Source organism: Mycobacterium mantenii, from assembly GCF_010731775.1.
Classification (GTDB): domain Bacteria; phylum Actinomycetota; class Actinomycetes; order Mycobacteriales; family Mycobacteriaceae; genus Mycobacterium; species Mycobacterium mantenii.
Window position 1 is genome coordinate 4667705 of the sequence record NZ_AP022590.1, and the last position, 25280, is coordinate 4692984.

Here is a 25280-nt window from a genome sequence, read left to right on the forward strand (position 1 = left end):
GTAAGGTAAGGCTCTAGATTGACAGTGGACTGTCGTAATAGTCAGAGCTGCGAGTGCTCGGAGTTCGCGCCCGTTCGGAGCCGCACGGAAGGACGTCATGATCCAGAAACAGCCCACGGCAACATGTCCCGCGAAGCACATCGACATGAACGCTCCGGACTCGCCCGCGCTGACCCACTTCCACCTACTCGACGAGTGTCAGGATGAGGCCCGGCCGGTCTTCCGCAACACCGAGGCCGGTATGGATTACTGGGTCTTCACCGACAACTCGGTGATCCTGGACGGACTCCAGCACCCGGAGCTCTGGTCCAGCAGCGTGATCGTGCCGACGGATCCCGAGCCGCCGTACAAGTGGATTCCGATCATGATCGACCCGCCGGACCACGCCAAGTGGCGTCAGGTGCTGGCGGAGTACTTCTCCCCTGGGAGAGTCAAGGGCCTGCGCGACTCGCAGCAAAAGTTGGCTGCTGAACTCATCGAGCAAGTCGCAGCCGATGGTGAGTGCGATTTCGTGGCGCGGATTTCGAGGGTGTTCCCGTCGACGGTCTTCCTGACCATCATGGGCATGCCGGTGGAGGACCTCGAGAAGTTCCTGGCCTGGGAAGACATGATCCTGCACCAGAGCGGGGCTGGCGAGGAAGTCAACGCGGCCCGGCTGGAAGGCATGACGCATGTGATGGGCTACTTCTCCGGCCTGATTCAGCAGCGGCGCGAGAATCGTGACCCGGATGCCGACGACATCGTCAGCAAGGCCATCGACTGGACCATCGACGGCGAACCGATCAACGACCTCGAGCTGCTCAACTGTCTGTTGCTGTTGTTCATGGCTGGGCTCGACACGGTCTCCAACCAGCTGTCGTACGCGATGCTGCATCTGGCCACCCATCCGGCCGACCGCACCCGGATTGTCGCCCAACCCGAGCTCATCCCCAAGGCGGTGGAGGAGCTGCTTCGGGTGTACCCGATCGTGCAGACCGCGCGAAAGGCGACCAAGGACATGGACTTTCATGGATGCCCGGTCAAGGCGGGCGACATGGCGTCGTTCTCGCTGGCGTTCGCCGGCCGAGACGAATCGGCGTATGACGATGCCCGCACGGTCAACTTCGACCGCGGCGTCACACGTCACCTGTCCTTCGGCGGCGGCCCGCACCGCTGCCTCGGTTCGCACCTCGCGCGGCAGGAGCTAGCGGTGGTGCTGGAGGAGTGGCACAAGCGCATTCCGGACTACGAGGTCTCCGGGCAACCCATCGAGCATGGTGGTCAAGTGTTCGGTGTCGATTCACTGAAGCTGACCTGGTCCTGACTAGCGAAGTGCCCAACACCGTCGGATTCCTTGGCGCCGGACAACTCGGCGAGCCCATGGTCGAGCGGTTGCTCAGAGCCGGCCATGATGTCCTGGTCTACGTCAGGCGCGAGGAGGCCCGCCAGCGACTGGAGTCGAAGGGCGCGGCAATGGCCGATTCGGTGGCTGACCTGGCGCGCCGTAGCGACATCCTCATCGCATGCCTATTCTCGGATGCACAATTGCGGGAAACCGGGCTGGGCGCAGACGGTTTCATCGCCAACGCTAAGCCCGGTGCAGTGTTGGTGTCTCACACGACCGGCTCCCTGTCCACCCTCGAGGCGTTGCGGGACGGTGCTCCCGCGCCGCCGGTCATCCTCGATGCGCCAGTCAGCGGTACCGCGGACGACATCAACGCAGGCAGACTCACGGTGCTGATCGGGGGACCGAGTGACGCCGTCGCCGCGGTGACGCCCGTCCTTTGCGCCTATGCCGACCCGGTGGTGGCGACCGGCGCACTGGGCAGCGCGCTGGCGCTCAAGCTGATCAACAACCTGCTGTTCGCGTCCAACGCCCAACTCCTTGCCGCGGCGACGCAACTGGGAGACCGGTTGGGCGTCGCACCGGACGTGTTGTTGTCGACGCTGCAGGTGTGCAGCGCCAGGAGTCACGCAGCGGAACAGGCGCACCGCGTCGGCGGGATGGACCGGTTCGCGGAGTTGGCCGGGCCATTCTTGCGCAAGGACATCGCGGCGTGCCGCGAAGCCGCGGCCGAGGCAGGTGTGGAGCTGGGGCTGCTGGACACCGCAGTACGCGAGGGTCCGCTGGCGTTGGACCACGCGAGCGCGGGGACACCCTGATGACGGGTCGACTCGCGGGGAAAGTCGCGTTCATCACCGGCGCCGCCAGGGGACAAGGCCGCGCACACGCCGTGCGAAGGGGCCGACATCATTGCCGTCGACCTCGCCGCCCCGCTACCCCAGTCAGTACGTTATCCATCGGCCACCCCCGACGACCTCGCCGAGACCGTGGAGATGGTGAAGGCCGCGGGTGGCCGAATCATGGCCACCGCAGCCGATATCCGCGATCTGGAGGCGCTGCGTCGCGCCGTCGACGCGGGTGTCGAGGCCTACGGACGACTGGACGTCATTGTGGCCAACGCGGGAATCTGCATGCCGTCACCATGGAACGAGATCACCCCGGAGTCGTTCCGCGACATCATGGATGTCAACGTCACTGGCACGTGGAACACCGTGATGGCCGGCGCGCAGCGGATCATCGACGGCGGCCGTGGCGGGTCGATCATACTGACCAGCTCTTATGCCAGGGTGAAGGTACAGCCGTACATGGTGCATTACTCCGCGAGCAAGCATGCCGTGACGGGGATGGCGCGGGCCTTCGCTGCCGAACTGGGAAAACACGACATCAGGGTCAACAGCGTGCATCCCGGTCCGGTCAACACTCCGATGGGCGGTGGCGACATGATCGCCGCGCTGTTCTCTGCTATCGAGACCAACCCGACTCTGAACAACATGGGGACCCCGTTTTTGCCGCAATGGGCCTGCGAGCCGGAAGACGTTGCCGCCGCGGTGTGTTGGCTGGCCTCCGACGAGTCACGCTTCGTCACAGCCACCCGGTTGTCGGTCGACCAGGGCATGGCGCAGTTCTAACGCTGATTCCCTCGTGCCAGTCCGTCACATCTGGTCGAGATACCGCTCGACCAGCGCGACTGACGTCTGCGGATAGCTACGAGCCGTGGCGGCATCGAGTCCGTCGCGCACCAAAAGCCGGGCGAGTCGGTTGTTGATCAGCGACAAGACGAACGCGGCCAGCAGTTGGTAGTAGACGATGTCGCCGGTCAAGGTCCCGCCGAATTGCACATAGCGCCTGACGGTTTCGCCGTCATCGGGTACACCGGGCAGGCGAGTGAATCCCAGTGCTTCACAGAGGAAACGTTCGAACATCAGCCACCAACCGAGGTCGATGTCCGGTGGACCAGTGCCTGCGATCTCCCAGTCAAACAATGCGACCACCGACAAGTCCTCGCCGAAACACATGTTTCCGACGCGGGCGTCGCCCCACACCACCGTCTCGGCATCGTTGTCGGGTGCCGATTCGAGGAGCACCCGTAGAGCCCGAGCGAGTACACCCGCACCGACAATCAGATCGCTGCGACACCACTCGTACCACTCGCTGAGTTTGTCGAGGTAGCGCTGCAACGCCGTACGGGCGGGGTCGGCGTCGCCGCGAAGGAAACACAACGTGTCAGAGTCGTTGACGCGGTGCACGTCGACCAGCGCGCGTAGCCCGTTGTCGCACAACAGCCCCCGATCGGCAGCGGACAGATCGACGGTCCAACCCCGCTTGTGCCAACTCGGAACGTCCGACGGTGTGCGCCCCCGTACTCGGCGCATTACATAGAACGGCGACCCGAGAACAGCGGCGTCACGTTCGATGCCGACAACCTCGGGAACTGGAATGCCTTGTGCACCAAGTCGTTGCATTACTTCGGCTTGTCGCGGCGCGTCGGGCACGGTGAACAACTGGTGGTCGTCGGCCTGTGCGCGTAGCACGAGATCCTCAGCACGGCGCAGGCCGGCGTCGTCGACCCAGGCGGCGCTGAAGAACGCAGTCCTGCCCGAGTACCCGGCCGGCGGTGCACTGAATTCCGAGATGTCGAAGGCTGTCGCACCGGCCGGGGCCAGCCGCGGCGGCAGCCATGACAGCAGTACTTCGCCCACCCGGTCGCCCACGTTGCCGCGTGCGGATGTATACGCCATCGGCGTCCTTTCCAAAACTGAACACTACTGTCAGAATAACGTTCATGGAGGACAGGCGGTTGGGCAGTCCGGCGCTCGGGGCCTACGTGCTTCCCGGACGCGTCACCGATCCCGGCGCCGTGGTCGGTCAGGCGAAGGCTGCCGAGCGCCTCGGTCTGCGCACGATATGGCTCAGCGAGCGGTGGGGAACCAAAGACCTCGGCGTGATCGTCGGCGCGGTCAGCCAGGTCACGTCGGAAGTCCGAATCGCCGCGGGCATAACGCATTTCCAGTCGCGCCATCCTGCACTACTGGCATCGCTGGCGATGACGGCGCAGGCGCTGTCCGGGGGGCGGTTTGTCCTTGGGGTTGGCCGCTCGGTGGACGCCATGTGGAAGGCTGTCGGGTTACCGACGTCCACTAATGCTTCGATCGTCGACCACGCCGACATCTTTCGGCGCTTGTGCCGCGGGGAGAAGGTGCGCTACGACGGGCCCGCGGGCACCTTTCCGTCGTTGCGGCTCAACGACTTACCTGATCAGCCGGTGCCGCCGGTCGTGTTCGCAGCGATCGGGCCGAAGGGCTTGCAGCTCGCGGGTCGTCACTTCGACGGCGTGCTGCTGCATCCATTCCTGACGCCTGCCGCCGTGCAACGGTCGGTGAGTGTTGTGCGCGATGCCGAGCGCTTGGCCGGCCGGCCGGCCGGCAGCGTAAGAATTTACGTCACCGTGGTGGTGGCTTGCGAGCTTCCTCCCGAGGAAGAGCTCGCGGTGGTCGGAGCGCGAGCGGTGACTTACTACCAGATCCCGGGCTTCGGAGAGCGATTGGCTGCCGCCAATGGGTGGGACCCGGAGCCGTTGACACGGTTACGATCCCATCCGCTGCTCAACGGGATCAAAGGCTCGGCCGATTCCGTCCTCACCCGCGAGCAACTCGTCGAGGTCGCGGCGGTGTTGCCTGCGGCATGGACCGGTGAGGCGGCGGCGACCGGGTCGGCGTTTACCTGCGGCCAGGTATTCCGTCGCTACCGACACGCGGGGGCGGACGAGCTGGTGTTGCACGGGAGCACACCCGACCGCCTCGGCCCCGTATTCGCGCAGCCAGCTGATCAGGCTAGCTGAAAACAGTTAAATATTGAGCGGATTAGTCCTAGGATTCGGCCATGGATCTGAAACTCCAACGCATCGCCGTGTGGGGCGGAATCGTGATGCTCGCCCTGTTCTTCGTGTTCTTCATGCTGATCGGCAAGCTCATTCCGCCGCTGTCACCGACGGCGAGCGCACGAGACATTGCCGACTTCCTGGTTGCGAACAGGCTGCGGGTACGGGTGGGCCTCGCGTTCAGCCTGCTCGCAGCCTGTGTCGCGTTGCCGTTCCTGGCCACGATCTGTCTGCGGGTGCGACGGGTCGAGGGCAAGTGGGGCGTGCTGTCGGTGACCCAGATCTTCGCCGGGGTCATCTTCGTGCCGGGCTTTCTCTTCCCGATGATGGTGCTGGCCGCAGCCGCGTTCCGTCCCGAACACCGCGATCCCGGAATCACCCAGGCGCTCAACGACGTCTTCTGGTTGATGTTCGTCGGGATCGTCGGGACTCTGGTGGTGCAGGCTCTGGTGCTCACGACGGCGTCGTTCGTCGACCGAACGGATCCGCCGACGTTCCCGCGGTGGTTCGGCTATCTCAACGCGTGGTACGCGTTGCTTGCGCTGCCCGGCGGCGCGGTGATGATCTTTAACGAAGGCCCGCTCGCGTGGAACGGTGTGTTCGCCTTTTGGATTCCACTGGTGGCGTTCAGCGTTTGGATGATCGCGGTGACCGCGGTGATGCTCCGCTCGATCGGCGCGGAGCAGGCGGCCGGCCGGCCGCTGGTGACCGCGGCGTCGTGACGGTCTGTGCTTCGACCGCGCAGATCGCGGCGCGTCGGGTTCCGGGCGAAAACGGCACCTGGGTCTTCCTGTTCGGCGACATGCTCGTCTTCGGCACGTTCTTCGCCACCTTCATGGTCGAGCGGGCCAAGGCGCCCGAGATCTTCGACGTCTCGCGAAAGACACTGCACATCGGCGTCGGGTTGACGAACACTGTGGTACTGCTGACCAGTTCGCTGTTCGTGGTCGTCGCCCTGGGCGGGCTCCGGTCAGGAGCCCGCCACATCGCGCGCTCGGCCGTATTGGCGGCAATGGTATGTGGCGCATTGTTCGTATTTCTGAAGGTGTTCGAGTATCACTCGCTGGCCGCGCACGGGCACGGCGTCGGGGCCAACCACTTCTACCTGTACTACTTCATCCTCACCGGCGTGCACTTGTTCCATGTCTGTGTTGGTATGGCGGTGCTGGCGTTCTTGCTCACCCAGGCCCGTCGGCACGACATCGGTGAAACCCGGATGGCGGTGGTGGAGGGCGGCACCTGTTTCTGGCATCTCGTCGATCTGTTGTGGATAGTGCTGTTCCCGTTGCTCTACCTGGTGGCCTGATGTCGGGACCCTCGACCTTTGGATTCGCGCGGGGCCGCGCCGGCGTGTCGTGGCTGATGCTGATCGCCGCAACACTGCTGTCCTACGTCCTTGGGGCCGACCATGGTATCGGATCGGTGATGGCGATTGGGGTCCTCGGGATTGCCGCGTTCAAGATCAGGCTGGTCGGGCTTGATTTCATGGAACTTCGCAACGCGCCAGTACCTTTGCGGGTAGCGTTCGAAAGTTATTGCCTCGTGCTGTGGGCAGTGCTGTCCGGGCTGTATCTCTTCCTCTGATGTCGTCACACCACAAGCACCTCCGCGACACGTGGCGTCGCGACGGTTGGCACTCGGACCGTACCTGTTTGGACGCGTTGGAAGCCGCCGCGGCCGAACACAGCAGCGCGACATTGACTTTCGTAACCGACGATTCAGTGCGCAGCCCGACGGTGGGCGAAATCCGTGATCAGGCCTTGGTCGTGGCGGCCTCGCTGCAGCGGCTCGGGGTGCGCGCCGGCGACGCGGTCGCAGTTCAGCTGACCAATCGCGTCGAGTGTGCGATTGCGTATCAAGCAGTGTTGTTGTGCGGCGCGGTGCTGGTGCCGATCGTGCACATCTACGGTGTACGCGAGGTGACCTTCATCCTGAGTCAGTCCCGCGCCCGGGTCTTGATCATGCCCGAGCGGCATGGATCGACCGTTTACAGCGAACGGCTGCAAGAGCTTTCGCGCGTCGATTCGCTACGGCAAGTCGTCATGCTGGACGCCCAGCCCGGCAAGGGCTATCGCGCGTGGTCGCAACTTGACACCTGCGTCGCGAAGTATCGGTGCCCCGCGGTGGACGCCGACGATGTGTGCCTACTGCTTTACACGTCCGGCACCACGTCTGCGCCCAAAGGCGTGCAGCACAGCCACAACACGGTTTTGGCTGAGCAAAAGACCATGCCGGCGCTGCTGGGCGGTAGACCCGACGACGTGCACCTGGTGACCTTTCCGCCCGGCCACATCGCAGGCGTCGGATCGATGCTGCGGCCGTTGCTGAGCGGTGCCCGGACTGTCTTCACCGATGGCTGGGACCCGGCCCGGGCGGTCGAGATGGTGCACCGTTTCGGTGTGACCTGCACCGCAGGCACACCGTTTCACCTCGAGGGCATCTTGGACCTGGGTGACACCGGGGACAAGCTGACAAGTCTGCGTGAGTTTCTGGTCGGTGCCGCACCGGTCGCCGAGCAGATCGGCCGCCGCGCCGCGCAAGCCGGGATCAGCACCTTCCGCAGTTTCGGCGCTACCGAACACCCCACTGTCACCGGTGAACACGACGGTGAGCCGGAGTGGGCCCGTGTGACCACCGACGGAAAACCGCTGCCCGGCTCTGCGGTCCGCATCCTCGGGACCGACGGCGCAGACTGCCCGCCGGGCGTCGACGGCGAGGTCGTCGTGCGCGGTCCCGATCAATTCATCGGTTACCAGGATCCCGCGCTGAACGCTGAGGCGTTCACTGACGACGGTTGGTTCCGCACCGGCGATCTCGGGCAACTCGATGCCCAAGGCAGATTGACCATCACCGACCGGATCAAGGACGTCGTCATCCGTGGTGGTGAGACCATCTCCTCGGGTCAGGTCGAAGTGGTCCTCAACGCGCATCCCGCGGTCGCCGACGGCGTCGCCGTCGCGGCGCCGGATTCGCGTTACGGCGAAGTGGTCGCCGCGGTGGTGATCCTCAAACCGGGGTGCGTGCTCGACCTCGACGGCCTGCGCGCCCACTTTGCCGCATCGGGATTGGCCAGGCAGAAGACCCCAGAACGTCTCGCCATCGTCGACGAGCTACCCCGCACGCCGCTGGGCAAGGTGCGCAAAGCCCAATTGCGCACTGACCACTTCGGTGCCGGCGGCGGTTGAAGCATCGACCGCAACAACAGGGTCAGTGTGACCGGACTCCGAAATCGATGTCCTGAACGCCGGCGAACGGTGTGAAACCGGGCTTGTCCAGCCATGACGGGGCTGCGCGGTGTCCGGGTTCCGGGCGTGCCCAGTCCACCCAGGGCCCCCAGTCCTCGCGACGGAACTTCTGCTGCAAAGTTTGCGGGTGTGCGGCTTCGGCGGCCGCGTAGCGCTTCGCGAACTGCTTCATCTCGGGCAGCAGCCAAACGTCTTCCTCGGAACGCCATCTGCCATCGCCGGCGTACTCGATGAATTGATAGGACGGAAAGTCGATGGGTGCTCCGCCCGGTTGCGGATTGTCGGCGCGATTGAGCACCTTGTACGCCACCCGCGTGTCATCGACGACGTACCAGACCAGCGGGCTGTAGACCTGCGGTGCGGCGCCCATCGTCCCTTCGAGAAACCTTGTGATTTCCGCTGGACCCGTGAACGTTCCGTAGAAGTGGTCGAAGTAGGTTGCGTCGTCGGTGAAGAGGCCGGCCCAGGCTTGCCAGTCCTCGAGCACCGGGCCGATCATGAAGTAGCGCCGAAATTCCCGCTCGACTTCCGCAATGTCTGCCATCGCGCTCAGCCGCCGAGCCGCAGGCCGGTGTTGCGGGTGCCGAACACGTCGGTAGCCATGATCGCGCCGAGTTTCTCGGCGTCCCAGCGCTTCTGGCCGTTAGAGACTGACGCGACCGGATGCCAGCCCTTGAGAAGTTGGAGATGTTCGGCCATCGCACGGATCACCTGACCGCTGACGTGACCAGCCTCCGGGCTGGCCAACCAGGCCACTACTGGCGAGCCCAGTGACGGATCTTTGGGGTCGAACTCGTCCTCGGCGCGCTCATCGGGTTCGATCGGAGCCTGCGCGCCCGGCATGGACGCTGACATCCGGGTGCGCCCACCCGGGCTGATCGCATTCACGGTCGCGCCGATCGACGCCAACTCCAGGCTCAGGGTCTGGGTCAGGCCGACGATCGCAGCCTTCGCGGCGCTGTAATTGGTCTGCCCGAAGTGGCCGTGCAGACCGGCGCCGGAGGTGGTGTTGATGATGCGCCCGTAGACCTTTCCGCCGGATTCCTTGGATTCGGCGCGCCACTTGCGGGCGACCGCGCGGCTGGTGAGCCAGCTACCGCGCACGTGCACCCGCATCACCAGGTCGAAATCGTCGGCGGACATGTTCCAGATCGCCTTGTCCCGAACGATTCCCGCGTTGTTGACGACGATGTCCAGCCGGCCCAGCTGCGAGTATGCTCGCTCGACGGCGAGGTCGACCTGCTCCTCGTCACCGACATCGCTGAAGTCGGAAACAGCTGTGCCGCCCCGGCTTTCGATGATCGCCACCACTTCGTCGGCGACCTTGCCGGTGCCCTCGCCGGACAAGCTGGTGCCCAGGTCGTTGATGATCACGGTGGCGCCGTGTTTGGCCAGCTCGAGTGCGTGGCCGCGGCCGATGCCGTGCCCCGCCCCGGTCACCAGGGCGACTTTGCCGTCGAGCAGTCCGGTCATGGGCTCTCCTCGGTTGGTGCGAATACCGTCAGGAATGGGCTTTCAGGATCGGCGTCGTCGACCGGGCGAAACACCGCGGTCACCGGCATCCCGACCCGAAGGTGGTCACCGTCGGCGCCTTCGATCATCGTCATCAGCCGCGGGCCCTCGGCGAGTTCGACGATCGCGGCCACATACGGCAGGCGCTCCTTGAACGGTGCCAAATCATTGACGTGGACAGTCGAATACGTATACAGCGTTCCGGTCCCGCTCGCCCGTATCGGCCGTACGTCCTCACTCCAGCAAAAGGGGCAGAACGGGCGCGGATAGTGATGGACCTTGCCGCAGGCCGCGCATTCGGCGATCAGCAATTGACCCTGCCGGGCGGCCTCCCAGTAGGGAGCGCTGGCCGCGTCGATCGTTGGTATGTCAGCGCGGGCCACCGTCACCACCCGGTGAATTCGGTCGGTCGTTTCTCCACGAACGCCTGAACACCCTCGGTGGAGTCGCGCGAATACGACTGGATCTCCTGCGCCATTGCCTCGGCGACGAAAGCACCGGACCGATCGGTGTCGGGGGAGTCGTTGAGCAGCCGTTTGGTGAACGCGATCGCGGACGTCGGGGCTCCGGCGAGCCGGCTGGCGAAGTCAATGACCGTGGCCTCGAAGTCGGCGGCGCTGACCACCCGGTTCACCAAGCCCAGCGTGAACGCTTCTGCTGCCGAGAGCTTTTCGCCGAAGAACGCCATCTCCTTGGCTTTCTGCATGCCGATGCGGCGCGGCAGTAAATAGCAGCCGCCACCGTCGACGACCAGCCCACGTTTGACGAAAGACTCTGCGAAGTAGGCTTTTTCGGTGGCGATCACCAAGTCGGAAGCGTATACCATATGGGCTCCCAGACCCGTCGCCGCACCGTGCACCGCGGCGATCACCGGTTTATTGCAGTCCAGCACGCTGGCGACCAACCTCTGGGCGCCGTTCATAATGCGCCTCGTCGGCTCCAGCACTCGCTTCTCGCTCGTTGCGCGCCGTTCGGCCAGCGATCCCACGTCGGCGCCGGAGCAAAAGTGCTTGCCGTTCGCGCGCAGCACCACCACGCGGACCTTCTCGTCGGCGTCCCCGGCGCCCAATAGCGCGATCAGCGCATCCCGGTCGTCGGGTCGAACCGCGTTGGCGGCTTCGGGCCGGTTCAAGGTGATCGTCATGACGCCGTCTGCGATGTCGGATAGCACCGCCGCTTGTGTGCTCATGGTGTGTAGCTGGCCTCGAGGTGTTTGATGCCGTTGACGAAGTTCGATCTCAGCATGACCGGTTCGCCCGCCGCGGTGATGTCCGGGTAGCGCGCGTAGAGCATCTCGAACGCCACGTTCAGCTCCAGGCGGGCCAGGTGTGCGCCCAGGCAGAAGTGCGGTCCCGGGCCCCCGAAAGCGATGTGATTGTTGGGTTTGCGAGCGATGTCGAAGCGCTCCGGCTGGTCGAACACTGCGGGGTCGCGGTTGGCGGCGGGATACCAGACCACCACCTTGTCGCCGGCGTTGAAGGTGTGGGTAACCGCGCCTTGCGAGTCGGTCAGCGTCACGCCGTCGCGGGTTACCGTGCGGCGCATGTGAATTACCGGGCTGGCGTACCGCAAGATTTCCTCGACCGCGGTGGGCGCCATGTCGTCGTAGTTCGCCAGTAGCCGGTCACGCTGCTCGGGGTGGGCGCTCAGAATGAGCAGCCCGTGGGTCAGAGCGTTGCGCGTCGTCTCGTTGCCGGCGCCGATCAGCAAGATGAAGAACTTCGCCAACTCCTGGGGGGTCAGGTTCTCCTCGTCCGAGGTGACCAGCTTGCTGATCACATCGTCGCGCGGACGAGCGATGCGGTCCTCGGCGATCTGCTTGAGCAGCTCGATGAGCTGCTCGCTGGTGTCGGTGACGGCTGCTTCAATGCCTGCGACGGTCTGGTCGGGTACGTACTCAGGGTCGGAGGCGCCCAGCACGACGTTCGTCGCCTGCACGATGAATTGTTCATGTTCGCGCGGGACGCCCAGCATGTTGTCGATAATGCGCAGCGGCAGAAGGGTGGCGAACGAGGAGACAAAGTCGCACTTACCCGAACGCGGCATCTCGTCGAGAATTTCGGCGGTGGTTTCTTGAGCCAGGCCGCGCAAATCGGAGAGTATGCGGGGAGTGAAGCCGCGCGAGACGATCTTGCGCAGCCTCATGTGTTCGGGATCGTCCATGTCGATGATCGAGCCGCGGTATTCGCGCATCTCGGCGGTCTGGTCGAAGATCTGCGTGCCCTGGCCGGAGCAGAACTCGCCGGGCCGGCGGCTGATGTCGACGACGTCGCGGTGGGAGCCGACCGCCCAGAATCCGCGGGGCCGCGGTGAGTCGGGTCGGTTGGTGCGGACGAACACCGGGCCGCCGGCCTCGCGAAGGCGCCGGTAAAGCTCGCTGCGGTCAGCTGGACGCTCTTGCCACCACCGCAAGTCGATCAGCGGCGCGAACTGCTGCTCGTCGGTGTCGATTGCGCTCACAGCACCCGATTCTGGCACCCATGTCACTTATAGGCAATGCCGGGGTGCTCGATCAAACGGGGCAATGACGCGATATGTGTTCACAGCAGGCGCGAGTTATCTAACATTGGTGTCACTGCAGTCGGAGGAGCGGAGGAGAGCACATGACCTTACGGGTCGGCATCATCGGCGTCGGTTGGGGCGCGCATGTGCAGGTGCCCGGTTTCCGGGCGGCGAAGGGCTTCGATCCCGTCGCGCTCTGTGCCCGTACACCTGATCGGCTGGAACGGGTGGCGACCAAACTGGGGATCGAACAGACCTCCACCGATTGGCGGTCGTTCGTGACCCGCGACGATCTGGACGTCATCTCGGTCGCGACGCCCACTGTGCTGCACCATGAGATGACGATCGCCGCGCTGGCGGCGGGCAAGCCCGTGCTGTGCGAGAAGCCACTGGCGGGTGACCTGCAGGCTGCCCGCGACATGGTGCGCGCTGCGGCGGATGCCGAGCTGCCCACTGCCTGTTGCTTCGAGAACCGTTGGAACCCCGACTGGTTGGCCGTCGCGGACCGGGTGCGCTCGGGCTTCCTCGGTTCGCAGTACTTTGCGCGGGTCAGTCGCAGCGCGTCCTACTGGCATCCGAGTCATCCGCTGCAGGCCCATTGGATGTATGACCGCGAGCAGGGCGGCGGCTATCTGGCCGGCATGCTCGTGCACGATCTGGACTTCTTGTGCAGCCTGCTCGGCCGCCCGGTATCGGTGTGCGCCGAAGTCCGCACCAGCGACCCGGTCCGCGAACTGCCCGACGGGGGGACTCTGGCGGTCACCGCCGACGACACTGCGGCGCTGCTGATGCGTATGGAGTCCGGGGTCACCGTCGTGTTGAGCCTGACGGTCATGGGCGCCCACGCCGACTACTACCGCCTGGAGTTGTTCGGTTCCGATGGCACCATCATCGGCGACGGCGAGTTGCGTTCTGCGGCATACAGTCTCGGCACCGCCGCCGATCCCGGACTGAGTCCTCTGACGGTTGATGAACGCGAGCCCGCACACCCCGAGCGGTTGCCCGGCGGGCTGGCGGGCCACGCGAGTAGGGCGATGGCGCTGATGCTGCAGGACTGGCTGCCCGCGTTCGACGGGGGGCCCAGCGGCGCGGCCACCTTCGAGGACGGGTTGCTGTCGCTTGCGGTGATCGATGCTGCGCATCGCTCAGCTGAAGGCGGTGGTTGGGAGCCTGTGCAGGCCTGAGGCGCGGGTCGAGCAATCAAAGGAAGGGAACTGCCCGATGAAAGGTGGACCGTCGATCAAGCATCTCGACGATGTACCGGCCGAGGAAATGCTGCGTTACGAGTTCGCTGATGGTCGCACGGCGTCGATCTGGGAGAAGTGGATTGAGCTTTCTCCCCGTTACTTCGCGTTCTGGAACAAGTGGGACCCGGGTGCGATCTCCTCGCAGCACGGTCACACCGGCGATCACAGCAACTTCATTCTGGCCGGCGAGATCCGTTGCGGTGACGTCGTCGCCCGCGCCGGTACGCACATCATGCTCGAGTGGGGGGACGTGTTCGGACCTTGGGAGGCCGGCCCTCAGGGATGCGAACTGTACGGGTTCATCGCCGGTGAGGGACAACCGTTCAGCGGCGATACCACCGCGTACGAAGCGTTGCTCGAGGCGCGTGGCGCCCGATCGGTACCCTTACCGATGCCAAAACGATTGCCGCCGTGGATACTTGCCAAACTAGGTGTGCCATTCACCTCATCGACCACCAACTGGACGGCGTCGACCTGAGCCGCTCGGGTGTCGTGCTTGTCGTCGGAGCTAGTTGAGGGACGAGCCGGCGTCGACCGTGACGTGTCGGCCGGTTATCGCTCGCGATTCGTCCGCTGCCAAGAACGCCACCGCAGCGGATGCGTCCGTGTCAGCCCAGGTCGCCGCTGGCCATAACATCGTCGAAAGCGACGCCGCACCAGCCTGATTGCCTCCGCAATCCCCGTCGAGCATGACGGGCCGATGCAGCCGTCCGGCACGCCGCACATCGCCGGCGTCCTCCGCTCCGCTGACGGTGTTTACCCGGATACCCTGTGGCGCTAGTTGTTTGGCCAGCGTCTTCACGTACTGCGAGACCATCGACTGAGCGAGCTCATATGCTGCCCCACCGAGTCCCTGCGGTCGATCGAGAAAAGGTCCTTGTGGGGAGAATCTGGGACCGGAAGCGATGAGGGACGATCCTTCGACCAACCGGGGCATCGCGGCGCTGAAAGTGTTGACCACGCCGATGAAGTCGACGTCGAACGTGTCTATGAAGGCCGCGATCGGGGCGTCCGGCTGAGTCGGGGCAATGGCAGCGTTTGCCACGACGATATCGAGTGCGCCGAGTTGACGCACCGCGGTGTCGACGGCAATCTCCATTTCAGTTCGATCGCAGACATCACACCGATACACCAGTGCTTTTCGGTCGAGCTTCTCGATCATGGTAGCGGTGCGGTCGAGGTCTTCGCTCGTCGCGAGTGGATAGTCGCACGATGGGATGTTGTCGCACAGATCCACCAACATGACGTCTGCGCCTTCCCAGGCCAAACGCAGCGCGTGGCTTCGACCGCGACCCCTGGCTGCGCCGGTCACGAGCGCCACCTTGCCCGCGAGACGTCTACTACTAGTCACGACCTTCTCCGGCGACCTGTCCCTCGGCGGGCGGATAGATCAGTACGCCCCGGATATTGGCGCCGGCGTGCATGTCGGCGTAGCCGTCGTTGACCTTCTCCAGCGGGTAGGTGCGGGTCACCATGGATTCGAGGTCGACCTGGCCGGCGCTGTACAGCTCGAGGATTTTCGGGATGTCGGCACGCGGATTGCCCGAGCCGTAGAGGGTTCCGATGATCTGCTTTTCGGTCAGGGTGAGGTCCATCAGGTTGGCCCGGATCTCGCGCTCCAGCATCGGGTGGATGTTGGTGACCACCAGCCGGCCCCGCTTGGCCGTCATGGCCAGCGCCCTGCCGACCAGTTGGCCGTCACCGACTCCCATGGCGCAGATGAACTTGTCTACGCCGCGGTTCCAGGTAGCCTCGGCGACAACGTCTTTGGCCTCGTCCCAGTCCGCCGCGGTGTGAGTGGCTCCCATCTTCACCGCTTCAGCCCGCTTGTACTCCGACGGGTCGATGACGGTGATCGTGCGGGCACCCGCGAGCCGGGCGCCCTGCACCGCCGCGGCGCCGATGCCGCCGACACCGGCGACGGCGACGGTGTCACCGGGCCGGACCTCGGCGGCGTAGACCGATGATCCCCAACCGGTGATGAAGCCGCAGCCGAGAAGACAGGCCAGGTCGAGGCGATAGTGGTCCGGGACCTTCACGCAGCTCGCCTCGTGCACCACGGTGTGGTGTGCGAACGAACCGACACCGCAGGCCAGCGCGAGGTCTTGGTCACCGAGATGGTGGCGGGCGGTTCCGTCGTGAATCTGCATGCCCGAGTAGATCTTTGCGCCGAGGTCACACAGGCTCTGATGTCCCGTGGAGCATGAGGGACAGCGGCCGCACGACGGAATGAAGCTGAACACCACGTGGTCGCCCGGCGATAGCCAGGACACGTGCTCGCCGACCGACTTGACCACGCCGGCGCCCTCGTGCCCGCCGATGCAGGGCAGCCGGATCGGCATGTCGCCGGTGACGAGGTGGTCGTCAGAGTGGCACATGCCCGAAGCGTGGAGTTCGATCAGCACCTCGGTCGCTTTCGGTGCATCGAGTTCGATGGTCTCGACAGACCATGGTGTGTTGCGTTCGAACAGGACCGCTGCTTGGGTGTGCACTGGAATCCCTTCCGGGTCAACGAATGATGGCTTGATGTTCGACAAAACCAGCTATGCCCTCGGGGCCGCCTTCGCGGCCGATGCCGGACTGCTTGAATCCACCGAACGGGCTGGCGAAATCGAGCACCGCGGTCGAGTTGACGGCCACCGAACCCACGAGCAGTTGGGTCGCCACTGCGGCCGCCCGTTCCTCGTCGGCGGACCACACCGCACCGACCAGGCCGTAGCGGGAGTCGTTGGCGATGGCCACTGCTTCGGCGGCATCGTTGTCGGCGGTGTCGTCGTAGGCGATGACGACCGCGACCGGACCGAAGACCTCCTCGCGGGCGATCTCCAAGTCGTTGGTGGCCGCCACGAGGGCGGGGGAGACGAACCACCCTGGGCGGTCGGGCCGTTCGCCGCCGACCAGCACAGTGGCGCCGTCCTGCTGTGCGCGCTGCAGGAATCCCTCGACCCGGTCACGTGCGGCCTCGTTGATCAGCGGACCGATGTCGGTGGCCCGGTCGGCGGGATCGCCGACGACCAGAGCGGCGACCGCGGCGGTGAGTGCGGTGACGAACTCGTCATACCGGCTGCGCGGCAACAAGATACGCGTTAGCGCGGCACACAGTTGGCCGTTGTTGCCCATCACGCCGGCGACCAAGCCGGGTACCGTCGTCTCGAGCGGCGCGTCGGGCAGCACGATGGCGGCGGACTTCCCGCCCAGCTCGGTGCTGCAGCGGCGGATGCGGGAGCCGCACGATGCCGCGATCCGCGCGCCGATGGCCGTCGATCCAGTGAAGCTGATTTTGTCGACGCCTGGATGATCGGTCAGCAGCTCGCCGGTTTGGGCACTGCCGTTGACGACGTTGACCACGCCGTCGGGCAGGCCGGCTTCCTCGATCGCCTCCATCAGCGCGCCGAATTCGAGCGGTGCGTCGGGCGCCGGCTTGAGCACTACCGTGCATCCGGCGGCTAGCGCGGGACCGAGCTTCAACGCGGCGATGAACAGCGGCGTGTTCCACGGCACGATGGCGCCGACCACGCCGACGGGTAGTTGACGTACCTCGACGGTGCCGCCCGTCATGGACGCCCGCCTCGATGAGAAGGGGTAGTCCGGGGTGATCGCCGCGTAGGCGCGTAGCACGCCGACCGCAGTGATGACCTGACCGAATGTGCTCCAGGATCGCGGCGAGCCGATCTCCGCAGTTGTCAGGTCGGCCAGTTCGCCTTTGCGGGCGTTCAGCGCGTCGGCGAGTCGGCCTAGCGCCGCGCCGCGATCGGCGGCGGGCACCCGTCCCCAGACCGGCAGCGCGCCGCGGGCGGCGGCGACTGCGGAGTCCACTTCCGCACGGCCGGCGACGCCCACGGTGCCCAGTAGTTCGCCGGTGCTCGGCGACGTCACGTCCAGGGACCCGGCGTGCGGGTCCGACACCCATTTGCCTGCGACATAGCTCGCCGCCATCTCGACCATGGCCACCGATTCTGGCAGCAATGTCATCTTTCGACAAGCGGCTCATTGGTGGTGAAGCAATATTTCTGTTTCGGTTCTACAGATTTTCTGACAGTATTGGTCACTATGACTGCATCGCCCGAGAGCCGCGCTGACGGCAGCGCCGGCCGGCCATGGGAGCTGATCGTGGAGCGCGGCAAGATCGCCGAGTTCGCCGAGGCCATGTTGTGCGACGACCCGGCATATCGCGGTCCCGATGCGATCATCCCGCCGACGTTCCTGACCACCGGCGGACGCTGGGCGCCGGCCGGGGTCAGGGTTGACGTGGGGTTCGACCGCAAGCGCTTGCTGCACGGCGAGCAGGAATACACCTTTCACTCCGCTCCGCCCGCGGCAGGAGACGTGCTGACCGCACAGGAGCGGATCGTCGACCGCTACTCGAAACCCGGCAAGCGCGGGGGCGCAATGCGTTTCGCCACTGTGGTCACCGAATACCGCAACGAGCAGGGAGCACTCGTCGCCGAGGCCAAAGCCACCTTCATCGAGACGGCGGCGAAGCAATGACGGCGACCACCACTGCTGTGAGTGTCGGCGCACGTGCGCCGGCCCGTGACTTTGGGCCGCTGACCCGGCAGATGTTCGTCCGTTATGCGGGCGCGTCCGGCGATCTCAACCCCATGCATTACGACGATCAGCTCGCACAGTCCGCAGGCTATCCCTCGGTGTTCGCGCAGGGCATGTTCTCTGCGGCACTGCTGGCCGGGTTCGCCACCGACTGGCTGGGCGCTCGCTGCGTGCGCCGTTTCGGTGTCCGCTTCCGCGAGCAGGTCTGGCCCGGCGACGTGCTGACCTGTTCCGGCACGGTTACCGCGGTGTCGGCAGAGGCCGACGGCGACCGGGTGAGCGTGGAGTTGACCGCCACCCGACAGACGGGCGGGATCGCAATTGCGGGCTCCGCTGCGTTCCTCGTCCCGAGAAACACCGCTGGGCGCGACGCGGGCAGCCCTGATCGGCCATAGGCTTAACACGCCATGTCCGAAGCCTCGATCGTCCGCAGGGCCAGTTACGGCCCGTCCAGCCCCGCTGTGGGCGCTCGCGGTGCCAGCACCCGAGGCCGGATCGCCGAGGTATCGCTGGAGTTGTTCGGCCGGCTGGGGTACTTCGACACGTCGGTCGACGCGATCGCCAAGGCAGCGGGGGTGTCCCGGGCCACCTTGTACCAGTACTTCAAGGGCAAGGACGAGATCTTTCTGGAGCTGCTCAATGATTGCGGCGGCGCGTTGTTCCGGGTGGCGCGCCGCATCGGCGCGCTCGGGCCGGACGAGGTGGGCTTCGACAATCTGAACTGGTGGCTGGGCGAGTGGAGTTGGGTGTTCGACAAGTACTCCACCATGTTCGTCCAGTGGACGGCGATCGCCTCATCGGACACCAAGGTGCGTCCCGAAATCACCCGGTTCGTGCGTGGCTACAACCATCGCATCGCCGAGCGGCTCGCCGCCTCCGGTCTGAAGGGTCTGGACCCCGAGGTCGCGGCGATGACGATGACCGCGCTGGTGCACCGCATCAATCTGTTCGTACACACCGACCGCGCCTATGGTCGTAGCGCCAAGGACGCGGTCGACACATTGTCGGTGTTCCTGCAGCTGATGTTGTTTCCCGACACCCCGCCCTCGGTGCTGACGTCGTTGGGTCTGCACGCCAGCGCCGACCCCTCGGCGGACGTGGACGCGCTCGAGGTGCCCCCGGCGCCGGACGTCGCGGGGCTGTCTGTCAGCGAGCGCACCGCGAGCCTCAGTAAGCGCGCCGTGATCACAGTGAATGCTTTGGCCGATGCCGGAGCCGCTCAATTCCGTGCCCGCGGCTACCGCAGCACCAGTGTCGACGACATCGTCGAGTCGGCCAGCGTGGCGCGCGGCACGTTCTATAAGTACTTCAACGACAAGCAGGATCTGCTCGCCGCCGTGGCCGCCGAAATCTACAGCGCCGGAATGGCGTTCGCCGACCGGATCGCCGAGGTGGATCCTGTGGGCAAGACGTCTACGCTGCGGCACTGGCTGGGCACCTACGTCGAGTTCTACGACAAGTATTCGGGCTGCATCGAGGCGTGGGCCGAGGGGGCCACCGACGATCCCACGATCGTCAGCATCGGAGAGAACGGACAATTGCAGATGGACATCGGGGCGGCCAGGATGCTAATCCGCGGATCGGATCGGTACCCGTTCGATCCGGTGGTCTCGGCGCTGATCTTACGGGCGCTGGTCACCCGCGTGCCGCAGGCGGCCCTCGATCTGCCCGAGCCGATCAACGACGACGAACTCATCGATGTGTTGATCACCTGCATCAATCGTGGTTTCTTCGGACGACAGAAGTAAACGAGCTCACCGCTGTGCAGTCGTAACCTCCGAGGCGACGAGCTCATCGATCGCTGCTGCCGAATATCCCAACTCGCCCAAGATCTTTCGGCTATGCTCGCCCAACGCTGGCACGTCGCCAATCACCGGGTCAACGCCGGTCAGGGCAGCGGGCGGCGGGAGCGCGGCTGCCGGACCGCCCGGTGTCTGAATCTCGTGCCACCGGTCCCGGCCGACGATCACCGGATGCAGCCATAACTGGTCGACGTCGTTCATCCGGGCGTATGCCACGCCGGCGATCTGCAGGCGCTGCTCCAGTTCCTCGGCGCTCAGCCGCCCGGCCGCGGCGGCGATGATCGCCTCCAGCTCGTCGCGGTGCGCCACCCGATCGGGGTTTGTGGCGAACCGTGGGTCGGCGACGAGATCGGTTCTGTCCAAGACGGTCTCGCAGAGCCGTTGCCATTCGGCTGGGTTTTGCACGGCGAGCAGGACGGTTCCGCCGTCGCCCGCGGTGAATGGGCCGTACGGAGCGATCGTCGGATGCCGCGCGCCGGTGCGGGGCGGCGCCGTTCCGCCGTAGCGGCCGTAGTAGAGCGGCTGGGACATCCACTCGACCAACGCATCGAACAATGACACCGACACCGGATGTACCGCACCGGTCGTGGCGCGGGTGTAGAGCGCGGTGAGGATTCCGGAGAAGGTGAACATGCCGGCGGCGATATCGGCGATCGATACACCGGTGCGCGCCAATTCGGCCGGCGAGCCGGTCACCGACAACAGTCCGGCCTCGGCTTGTACTAACAGGTCATACGCTTTGCGATCGCTCCACGGGCCGTCCTGACCGTACCCGCTGATGGTCGCAGTAATGGTCTGCGGGTGCGTGCGGGCCACCGATTCGGCATCCAATCCCATCCGGGCCGCGGCGCCCGGCGCCAGATTTTGCACCAGCACGTCGGCGCCCTCCAACAGGCGCTCAACGATGCGTCTGCCCTCGGGGTGCTTGACGTCCACGGTCAACGACTCTTTGCCGCGATTCAGCCAGACGAAATAGCTCGACTCGCCGTGTACCGCGCGGTCGTATCCGCGGGCGAAGTCGCCGCCATGCGGCCGCTCGACCTTGATCACCCGCGCGCCCAAGTCGGCGAGCTGGCGGGTCGCATATGGCGCAGCCACTGCCTGCTCAAGACTGACCACGGTGATGCCCGCCAGTGGCGCATCGGTCATGTCGCCGACGAGGTTGTTGCGGCGACGGCCATCCCGGTGATCCATTCCGGCACCGGCTCATAGACCAGCGGGGTGACCGGCCGGCCGCCGCCGGCGGCGCCCGCGGCGAGCCAGGTCCTGACCTCGTTGGCGCCCGCACCCGCGCGGGCGTGGGCGGTATCGACGAGTCGAATCAGCGCAGCGACATCCCAATTCGACATCGCGTCCAATACTTCGGCGTCCCAATCGGGACGGATCTTGGTGCGCGCGTCCGCCATACCCTCGGCGATGATCCGCGCCCGGTCTTCGTCGCTGAGGTCGTAGGTGTCGACCTCCAGGCTCGGCGGGGAATGTGACAGCCCTCCGGTGCCGATCACCAGCACCCGCTCGTCGACGCCGTCGAGGAACCGGCCAACCTCCGCGCCGAATTCGGCCACCCGACGGCCGGTCGGGAGCGGCGCGGTGGCGCAGTTCACCGGCACCGGGATGACCGGCTTGGCCGTCAACTCCCCGAGCAGGTCCCGAACGGGTTGGGCGAACGCGTGATCCAGCCCGATGTCACGGCATGCGGCGACGTCGAATCCGGCCGACAGCAGGTGTTCACACAATTGGCGGGCGAGTTCGGACGGGACATCCAGGTCGCCGGCCGGGTGGCCGCCCTCGGCCAGAATCGACGCGGACAGCGCGACCCCGAAGGCGGGCACCACGTGGCGAAACGCGCGGCGGTGGTCGCCGCCGAACACGACGACCACGTCGGGATCGAACTGTTGCGAGCGCTCGGCCGCTGACGTCAGCGCCGAGCGGAACCGGCGACCGAAGGCGTGCTCGACGTCGCGTTCCTTGCCCGGGCTGTGGCTTGCACAAACCACCAACCGCTCTGACGTCACGTCCAACACCTCCGCTAGAAGTGACACTAATGTTAGATGAGCATGGCGCACCGCGAAAACCCAACCTCGCGGCGGAGTGCATCACACCGTGACGACAATGCCTTGCATCATTGCCACGATGATGCCGAGGATCACGATGAACGCCACGCATAACGCGATAAGGCGGAAGGTTTCTCGCTTCAGCGCAGCGGTGGTCTGCGGGGGAAGAAAGAATTCGGCGGGCATCTTGTTCACGCGGTCGCTTGCCACCACGACTCCATTCGGATCACGCAACGTAGGGGCTATCGGCGCCGGTCACGGTGCGCAACACCACGAGCGGGATGATCAGAAATACGAAGAAGGTGATCTGGAAGACGACGAACCAGGCGCCCAGTCGCATGAGTTCGAAGCGCCACCGCGGAATCGTGACCTCGTAGTTGAGGTAGTCGTCGAACTGTTGCTGTTTGGTCAGCGGCAACTGCTTGGTAGCAACGGCCGTCCCGCCGAGGCTTTCGGTCACGCCCGGCGGACGCAGCGAGGTCCTCGGGACGGTGAACCGCTCCAGTCGGCAGAATCGCTCGAAATGGTTGAGGCCGCGAATCGGTGGCTTACCTGCCCAGTAGGCGATCAGGTTGGGCCAGACGCACATGATGCCGATGGTCCAGAGCAGCGTGATGCGGCCGCCGTTGCCCCACTGGAGAACCGGCCCGATACCGGGATCGTAGGTCCACCATCCCATTGCCGTCGCGGTGCCCTCGACCGCGAAATCCCAGACGTAGTTGACCGGAATCGCAAGCACCAGCATGGATTTGAGCATGCTCCAGCCGAACCGCGCGGACACCCATTGGCTCAGCCACAACACCAGGATCGCGTGCACTCCCCAATACACTGCGTAGGCGAACGGCATGAACAATGGATCGTTGGGTGTCTTGATCGGTAGCCACTCGAGCAGATGGTGTTGCGCAAACGCCGGGCTGTAAAACAACATCTGGCCCCAGTCGCCGATGGTCTCCATCCAGTACACCGCAAGGCTGTTGAACAGGAACAGGAATCCCCAGGTCAGGCGCCGCCGGCGGATGACATCGGCGACCGCCAGCACGATGAAGATGCTGCCGGCGATCGGTATCACCCAGTTGAAGAACCACACACCGGATGGGTTGAGGGTTGCCGGTGGTGCCAGTTGTGACGTGGCGAAAAGCATCGTTGCCCCTCAACGCGTGCAGCCGTTCTTCGTACATGTGTAACCTAGTTCACTACATATTGTTTGTCACCATTGGCCGAGCCGGCAGGCGCAACAGAATGCCGACGCCGCCTTCCGGCGGGCGTGCACGACCGCCGAGGATCCTGATACCGCCGCGCTGATGAACAGGCTGCACCGGCAGCCGCCCAGAACGTTGACACTATGGCAGTGAACTGCCATCTTGGTTAGGTCGTGCCAAAGGAGCTGCGCAGTGACGGATCTGAAGTCCCCTCGGCAAGCAGAGCCGTCGGCTGTCGAGCCCGCGCAGATCACCACCATTCGGCCCGTGTTGTTCTGGTCGAGCCTCGGCACGGTCTGCGTCGTCATCGCGGCGTACGTCTACATCTCATGGATCGCATCGGGCAATGCGACTCCGGTGAATCCGGGTCCCGACCCGATCCCCCCGACCACCCGGTGGGCGATGACGGCCTTCCAGACCGCCTGCCCCTTGCTGGCTTTGGTCGCGATCGTCTACGTGGTCCGCAAGAGCCTGCGCGAGCGTCAAGTCTGCGTCGAAGCTGCCATCGTGATCGGCTCGGCGATCGCATGGTGGCACGACCCGCTGATCAACTGGTTCCAGCCGGCGCTGTTCTACAACGCCGGGCTGGTCAACTTCGGCAACTGGACGCAGAACATCCCCGGCTGGCTGAGCCCCGACGGTCGATTGATGGCCGAACCGGTGCTGATGATCGGAATGATCTACATCTGGATGCCACTGGCTATGGGCTCGCTTTCCCGATGGGCCATGGGTCGCGCTCGCCGCTGGCGGCCGACGCTGGGACCCGTCCGCACCTTCTGCGCCGGATGGCTCACGGTGTACGTCATCGAGTTTCCGCTCGAGATTTTCGCGGTGCGCCATGGTCTGCTCGGCTACCCGGCGTCGATTCCCAACCTCACTTTGTGGGCGGGTCAGACCGTCCAGATTCCGCTCTACGGCCCCGTCTTGTGGTCGCTGGTGCTGAGTTCGAGTGGTGCGCTGATGTTTTTCCGCAACCACGACGGCAGGATCCGGGTCGAGACGGGTGTGGAGAGTCTGCGGTGGGCCGGCCCATGGGTGAGGGGGCTGCTCAGGGTGCTGGCCGTCACCGGCTTTCTCCATGTGGTGGCGATCGGCGTGTACGACGTGCCGGTGAACCTCGCCGGCTTCTACGCCGGGCCGACCCAGACCTATCCGAGCTATCTACGCACGCAGTACTGCGGACCGGGAACGCCGCGGCACTGCCCCGATGGCACCCGCATGGCCGATCGCTAGGTCCCGTTACTTCAGAACCGCGGGCAGGGCGGCGAACTCCTGGCGAATCAGGTCGTCGAGCGAGCGGCCCGGCGTCGACAACCACTGGTTGAGCGCCCGCTCGACAAGCAACATGCCGACCGCGGCCAACAGCCGGCATTCGCTGTCGGGTGCCGGCAGTCGGCGTCGTTCGGCGATGACCTTGGCGACGGTCTCGGCGTTGGCCTCGTGGTTTTTGCGTTCGCGGCCCACCAGTAGGAGTGACGACGCGACGGCCTCGTGGTACTGCGCGATCCTTTTACGGATGCGCTTGAGGCCCGGAGCCAGCAGGGCGAACGAGTTCGCCAACGCCTCGTAATCTGACAACTTATCTGGTTGAGCGAGGTAGACCCCGCTTACCGCGTCGATGAAGTCGTACTCGCCGAAGAAGAGCACCGACTCCTTGGTCGGGAAGTAGCGGAAGAAGGTCCTCGGCGAAACCCCCACGCTTTCAGCGATCTGGTCCGTGGTGGTTTCGTCGTATCCGTTGGTGCTGAACAGGTTCAGGGCGGCGTTCAGCAGAGCATTCCGGACCCGGTCCGCATGCTCGTCCCGCGGTGATCGGTCGCCCCGGGCCATCTGCCAACCCCCTCGTCCATCTGAGTGTCCTGAAAGTACAACGACCAAGGGCGCCAGCACATCGTTGACACCCGTCGTGGTTGCCACGATACTTCTCCAATATATGACAGTGCACTGTCACACTGATAATTGGGCGCCGG

At 65.2% G+C, this 25280-nt stretch carries 26 protein-coding genes and 2 pseudogenes; 14 read left to right on the plus strand and 14 right to left on the minus strand.

Annotated elements, in window-relative coordinates; all coding sequences use genetic code 11:
• Nucleotides 1–97: 97 nt before the first annotated feature.
• From G6N50_RS21155 to G6N50_RS21165, 3 genes and pseudogenes are all read left to right on the plus strand, one after another.
• Complete coding sequence (locus tag G6N50_RS21155; RefSeq protein WP_179970046.1) at nucleotides 98–1303, plus strand: cytochrome P450; 1206 nt, start codon at nucleotides 98–100, stop codon at nucleotides 1301–1303.
• An 8-nt stretch (nucleotides 1304–1311) separates the two neighbouring features.
• Nucleotides 1312–2142: an NAD(P)-dependent oxidoreductase gene (locus G6N50_RS21160; RefSeq protein ID WP_083094447.1), complete on the plus strand. Its 831-nt coding sequence runs from the start codon at nucleotides 1312–1314 to the stop codon at nucleotides 2140–2142.
• Nucleotides 2142–2952: pseudogene (locus tag G6N50_RS21165) on the plus strand (mycofactocin-coupled SDR family oxidoreductase). Before G6N50_RS21160 ends, G6N50_RS21165 begins: the two are co-directional and overlap by 1 nt.
• Nucleotides 2953–2976: 24 nt before the next feature.
• Here G6N50_RS21165 and G6N50_RS21170 read toward each other — a convergent pair.
• Complete coding sequence (locus tag G6N50_RS21170) at nucleotides 2977–4062, minus strand: phosphotransferase family protein (protein ID WP_083094446.1); 1086 nt, start codon at nucleotides 4060–4062, stop codon at nucleotides 2977–2979.
• 44 nt (nucleotides 4063–4106) lie between these two features.
• Between G6N50_RS21170 and G6N50_RS21175 the strand changes: the two genes are divergently transcribed.
• The 5 genes from G6N50_RS21175 to G6N50_RS21195 all read left to right on the plus strand — a co-directional run bounded on the left by G6N50_RS21175 (nucleotide 4107) and on the right by G6N50_RS21195 (nucleotide 8386).
• The gene (locus tag G6N50_RS21175; protein WP_083094445.1) at nucleotides 4107–5162 is read left to right on the plus strand and encodes a TIGR03857 family LLM class F420-dependent oxidoreductase; all 1056 of its coding nucleotides are present in this window, start codon (nucleotides 4107–4109) and stop codon (nucleotides 5160–5162) included.
• Nucleotides 5163–5203: 41 nt separating this feature from the next.
• Nucleotides 5204–5923: a hypothetical protein gene (locus G6N50_RS21180; protein WP_083094444.1), complete on the plus strand. Its 720-nt coding sequence runs from the start codon at nucleotides 5204–5206 to the stop codon at nucleotides 5921–5923.
• Nucleotides 5920–6507, plus strand: coding sequence for a cytochrome c oxidase subunit 3 (locus tag G6N50_RS21185; protein WP_083094443.1), 588 nt, complete (start codon nucleotides 5920–5922; stop codon nucleotides 6505–6507). The genes G6N50_RS21180 and G6N50_RS21185 overlap by 4 nt, the downstream gene beginning before the upstream one ends.
• Nucleotides 6507–6785, plus strand: a complete 279-nt coding sequence (locus G6N50_RS21190; protein ID WP_083094442.1) for a cytochrome C oxidase subunit IV family protein — start codon at nucleotides 6507–6509, stop codon at nucleotides 6783–6785. The genes G6N50_RS21185 and G6N50_RS21190 overlap by 1 nt, the downstream gene beginning before the upstream one ends.
• Nucleotides 6786–6853: 68 nt before the next feature.
• Complete coding sequence (locus G6N50_RS21195; protein WP_232068810.1) at nucleotides 6854–8386, plus strand: AMP-binding protein; 1533 nt, start codon at nucleotides 6854–6856, stop codon at nucleotides 8384–8386.
• A gap of 22 nt (nucleotides 8387–8408) precedes the next feature.
• Here the strand turns inward: G6N50_RS21195 and G6N50_RS21200 are convergent, their stop codons facing one another.
• The 5 genes from G6N50_RS21200 to G6N50_RS21220 are packed head-to-tail and all read right to left on the minus strand — an operon-like array spanning nucleotide 8409 to nucleotide 12418.
• A complete protein-coding gene (locus G6N50_RS21200; protein ID WP_083094440.1) occupies nucleotides 8409–8990 on the minus strand; it encodes a nuclear transport factor 2 family protein in 582 nt (193 codons plus the stop codon).
• A 5-nt stretch (nucleotides 8991–8995) separates the two neighbouring features.
• Nucleotides 8996–9919, minus strand: coding sequence for an SDR family NAD(P)-dependent oxidoreductase (locus tag G6N50_RS21205; protein ID WP_083094439.1), 924 nt, complete (start codon nucleotides 9917–9919; stop codon nucleotides 8996–8998).
• Nucleotides 9916–10350 carry a Zn-ribbon domain-containing OB-fold protein gene (locus G6N50_RS21210; RefSeq protein WP_083094438.1) on the minus strand — a complete coding sequence of 145 codons (435 nt, stop codon included), beginning with the start codon at nucleotides 10348–10350 and terminating at the stop codon, nucleotides 9916–9918. Before G6N50_RS21210 ends, G6N50_RS21205 begins: the two co-directional genes overlap by 4 nt.
• Nucleotides 10344–11147: an enoyl-CoA hydratase/isomerase family protein gene (locus G6N50_RS21215; RefSeq protein ID WP_083094437.1), complete on the minus strand. Its 804-nt coding sequence runs from the start codon at nucleotides 11145–11147 to the stop codon at nucleotides 10344–10346. The genes G6N50_RS21210 and G6N50_RS21215 overlap by 7 nt, the downstream gene beginning before the upstream one ends.
• Nucleotides 11144–12418: a cytochrome P450 gene (locus G6N50_RS21220; RefSeq protein WP_083094436.1), complete on the minus strand. Its 1275-nt coding sequence runs from the start codon at nucleotides 12416–12418 to the stop codon at nucleotides 11144–11146. The genes G6N50_RS21215 and G6N50_RS21220 overlap by 4 nt, the downstream gene beginning before the upstream one ends.
• Before the next feature lie 143 nt (nucleotides 12419–12561).
• Here G6N50_RS21220 and G6N50_RS21225 point away from each other — a divergent pair, with 143 nt between their 5' ends.
• Both G6N50_RS21225 and G6N50_RS21230 read left to right on the plus strand, forming a co-directional pair.
• Entirely contained in the window at nucleotides 12562–13644 is a 1083-nt protein-coding gene (locus G6N50_RS21225) for a Gfo/Idh/MocA family protein (protein ID WP_083094435.1), read from the plus strand.
• A 37-nt stretch (nucleotides 13645–13681) separates the two neighbouring features.
• Nucleotides 13682–14185, plus strand: a complete 504-nt coding sequence (locus tag G6N50_RS21230; protein ID WP_083094434.1) for a cupin domain-containing protein — start codon at nucleotides 13682–13684, stop codon at nucleotides 14183–14185.
• 30 nt (nucleotides 14186–14215) lie between these two features.
• Here the strand turns inward: G6N50_RS21230 and G6N50_RS21235 are convergent, their stop codons facing one another.
• From G6N50_RS21235 to G6N50_RS21245, 3 genes are read right to left on the minus strand one after another with little or no spacing between them, the layout of a single operon-like run.
• A complete protein-coding gene (locus G6N50_RS21235; protein WP_408632520.1) occupies nucleotides 14216–15058 on the minus strand; it encodes an SDR family oxidoreductase in 843 nt (280 codons plus the stop codon).
• Complete coding sequence (locus G6N50_RS21240) at nucleotides 15051–16199, minus strand: Zn-dependent alcohol dehydrogenase (RefSeq protein ID WP_083094433.1); 1149 nt, start codon at nucleotides 16197–16199, stop codon at nucleotides 15051–15053. The genes G6N50_RS21235 and G6N50_RS21240 overlap by 8 nt, the downstream gene beginning before the upstream one ends.
• Before the next feature lie 16 nt (nucleotides 16200–16215).
• The gene (locus tag G6N50_RS21245; RefSeq protein ID WP_083094432.1) at nucleotides 16216–17679 is read right to left on the minus strand and encodes an aldehyde dehydrogenase; all 1464 of its coding nucleotides are present in this window, start codon (nucleotides 17677–17679) and stop codon (nucleotides 16216–16218) included.
• Nucleotides 17680–17757: 78 nt separating this feature from the next.
• Between G6N50_RS21245 and G6N50_RS21250 the strand changes: the two genes are divergently transcribed.
• Genes G6N50_RS21250 through G6N50_RS21260 form a run of 3 tightly spaced genes read left to right on the plus strand, consistent with a single transcriptional unit; the run spans nucleotide 17758 to nucleotide 20003 of the window.
• A complete protein-coding gene (locus G6N50_RS21250; RefSeq protein WP_179970047.1) occupies nucleotides 17758–18195 on the plus strand; it encodes an FAS1-like dehydratase domain-containing protein in 438 nt (145 codons plus the stop codon).
• Entirely contained in the window at nucleotides 18192–18650 is a 459-nt protein-coding gene (locus tag G6N50_RS21255; RefSeq protein WP_083094431.1) for a MaoC/PaaZ C-terminal domain-containing protein, read from the plus strand. Before G6N50_RS21250 ends, G6N50_RS21255 begins: the two co-directional genes overlap by 4 nt.
• A gap of 12 nt (nucleotides 18651–18662) precedes the next feature.
• Complete coding sequence (locus G6N50_RS21260; protein ID WP_083094430.1) at nucleotides 18663–20003, plus strand: TetR/AcrR family transcriptional regulator; 1341 nt, start codon at nucleotides 18663–18665, stop codon at nucleotides 20001–20003.
• Nucleotides 20004–20009: 6 nt separating this feature from the next.
• On the opposite strand, the gene G6N50_RS21265 is transcribed toward G6N50_RS21260, so the two are convergent.
• The 4 genes from G6N50_RS21265 to G6N50_RS21280 all read right to left on the minus strand — a co-directional run bounded on the left by G6N50_RS21265 (nucleotide 20010) and on the right by G6N50_RS21280 (nucleotide 23252).
• Nucleotides 20010–21206, minus strand: a complete 1197-nt coding sequence (locus tag G6N50_RS21265; RefSeq protein WP_083094568.1) for a CaiB/BaiF CoA transferase family protein — start codon at nucleotides 21204–21206, stop codon at nucleotides 20010–20012.
• Complete coding sequence (locus tag G6N50_RS21270; RefSeq protein ID WP_179970173.1) at nucleotides 21203–22078, minus strand: 3-carboxyethylcatechol 2,3-dioxygenase; 876 nt, start codon at nucleotides 22076–22078, stop codon at nucleotides 21203–21205. The genes G6N50_RS21265 and G6N50_RS21270 overlap by 4 nt, the downstream gene beginning before the upstream one ends.
• A gap of 75 nt (nucleotides 22079–22153) precedes the next feature.
• The gene (locus G6N50_RS21275; RefSeq protein ID WP_158086055.1) at nucleotides 22154–22321 is read right to left on the minus strand and encodes a DUF7156 family protein; all 168 of its coding nucleotides are present in this window, start codon (nucleotides 22319–22321) and stop codon (nucleotides 22154–22156) included.
• A gap of 16 nt (nucleotides 22322–22337) precedes the next feature.
• Nucleotides 22338–23252, minus strand: a complete 915-nt coding sequence (locus G6N50_RS21280; RefSeq protein ID WP_158086054.1) for a spirocyclase AveC family protein — start codon at nucleotides 23250–23252, stop codon at nucleotides 22338–22340.
• 460 nt (nucleotides 23253–23712) lie between these two features.
• On the opposite strand from G6N50_RS21280, the pseudogene G6N50_RS30160 reads away from it, so the two are divergent.
• Nucleotides 23713–24387, plus strand: a pseudogene (locus G6N50_RS30160) (spirocyclase AveC family protein); the annotation flags it as partial.
• 162 nt (nucleotides 24388–24549) lie between these two features.
• On the opposite strand, the gene G6N50_RS21290 reads toward G6N50_RS30160, so the two are convergent.
• Nucleotides 24550–25140, minus strand: coding sequence for a TetR family transcriptional regulator (locus tag G6N50_RS21290; protein WP_083094429.1), 591 nt, complete (start codon nucleotides 25138–25140; stop codon nucleotides 24550–24552).
• Nucleotides 25141–25280: the final 140 nt, after the last annotated feature.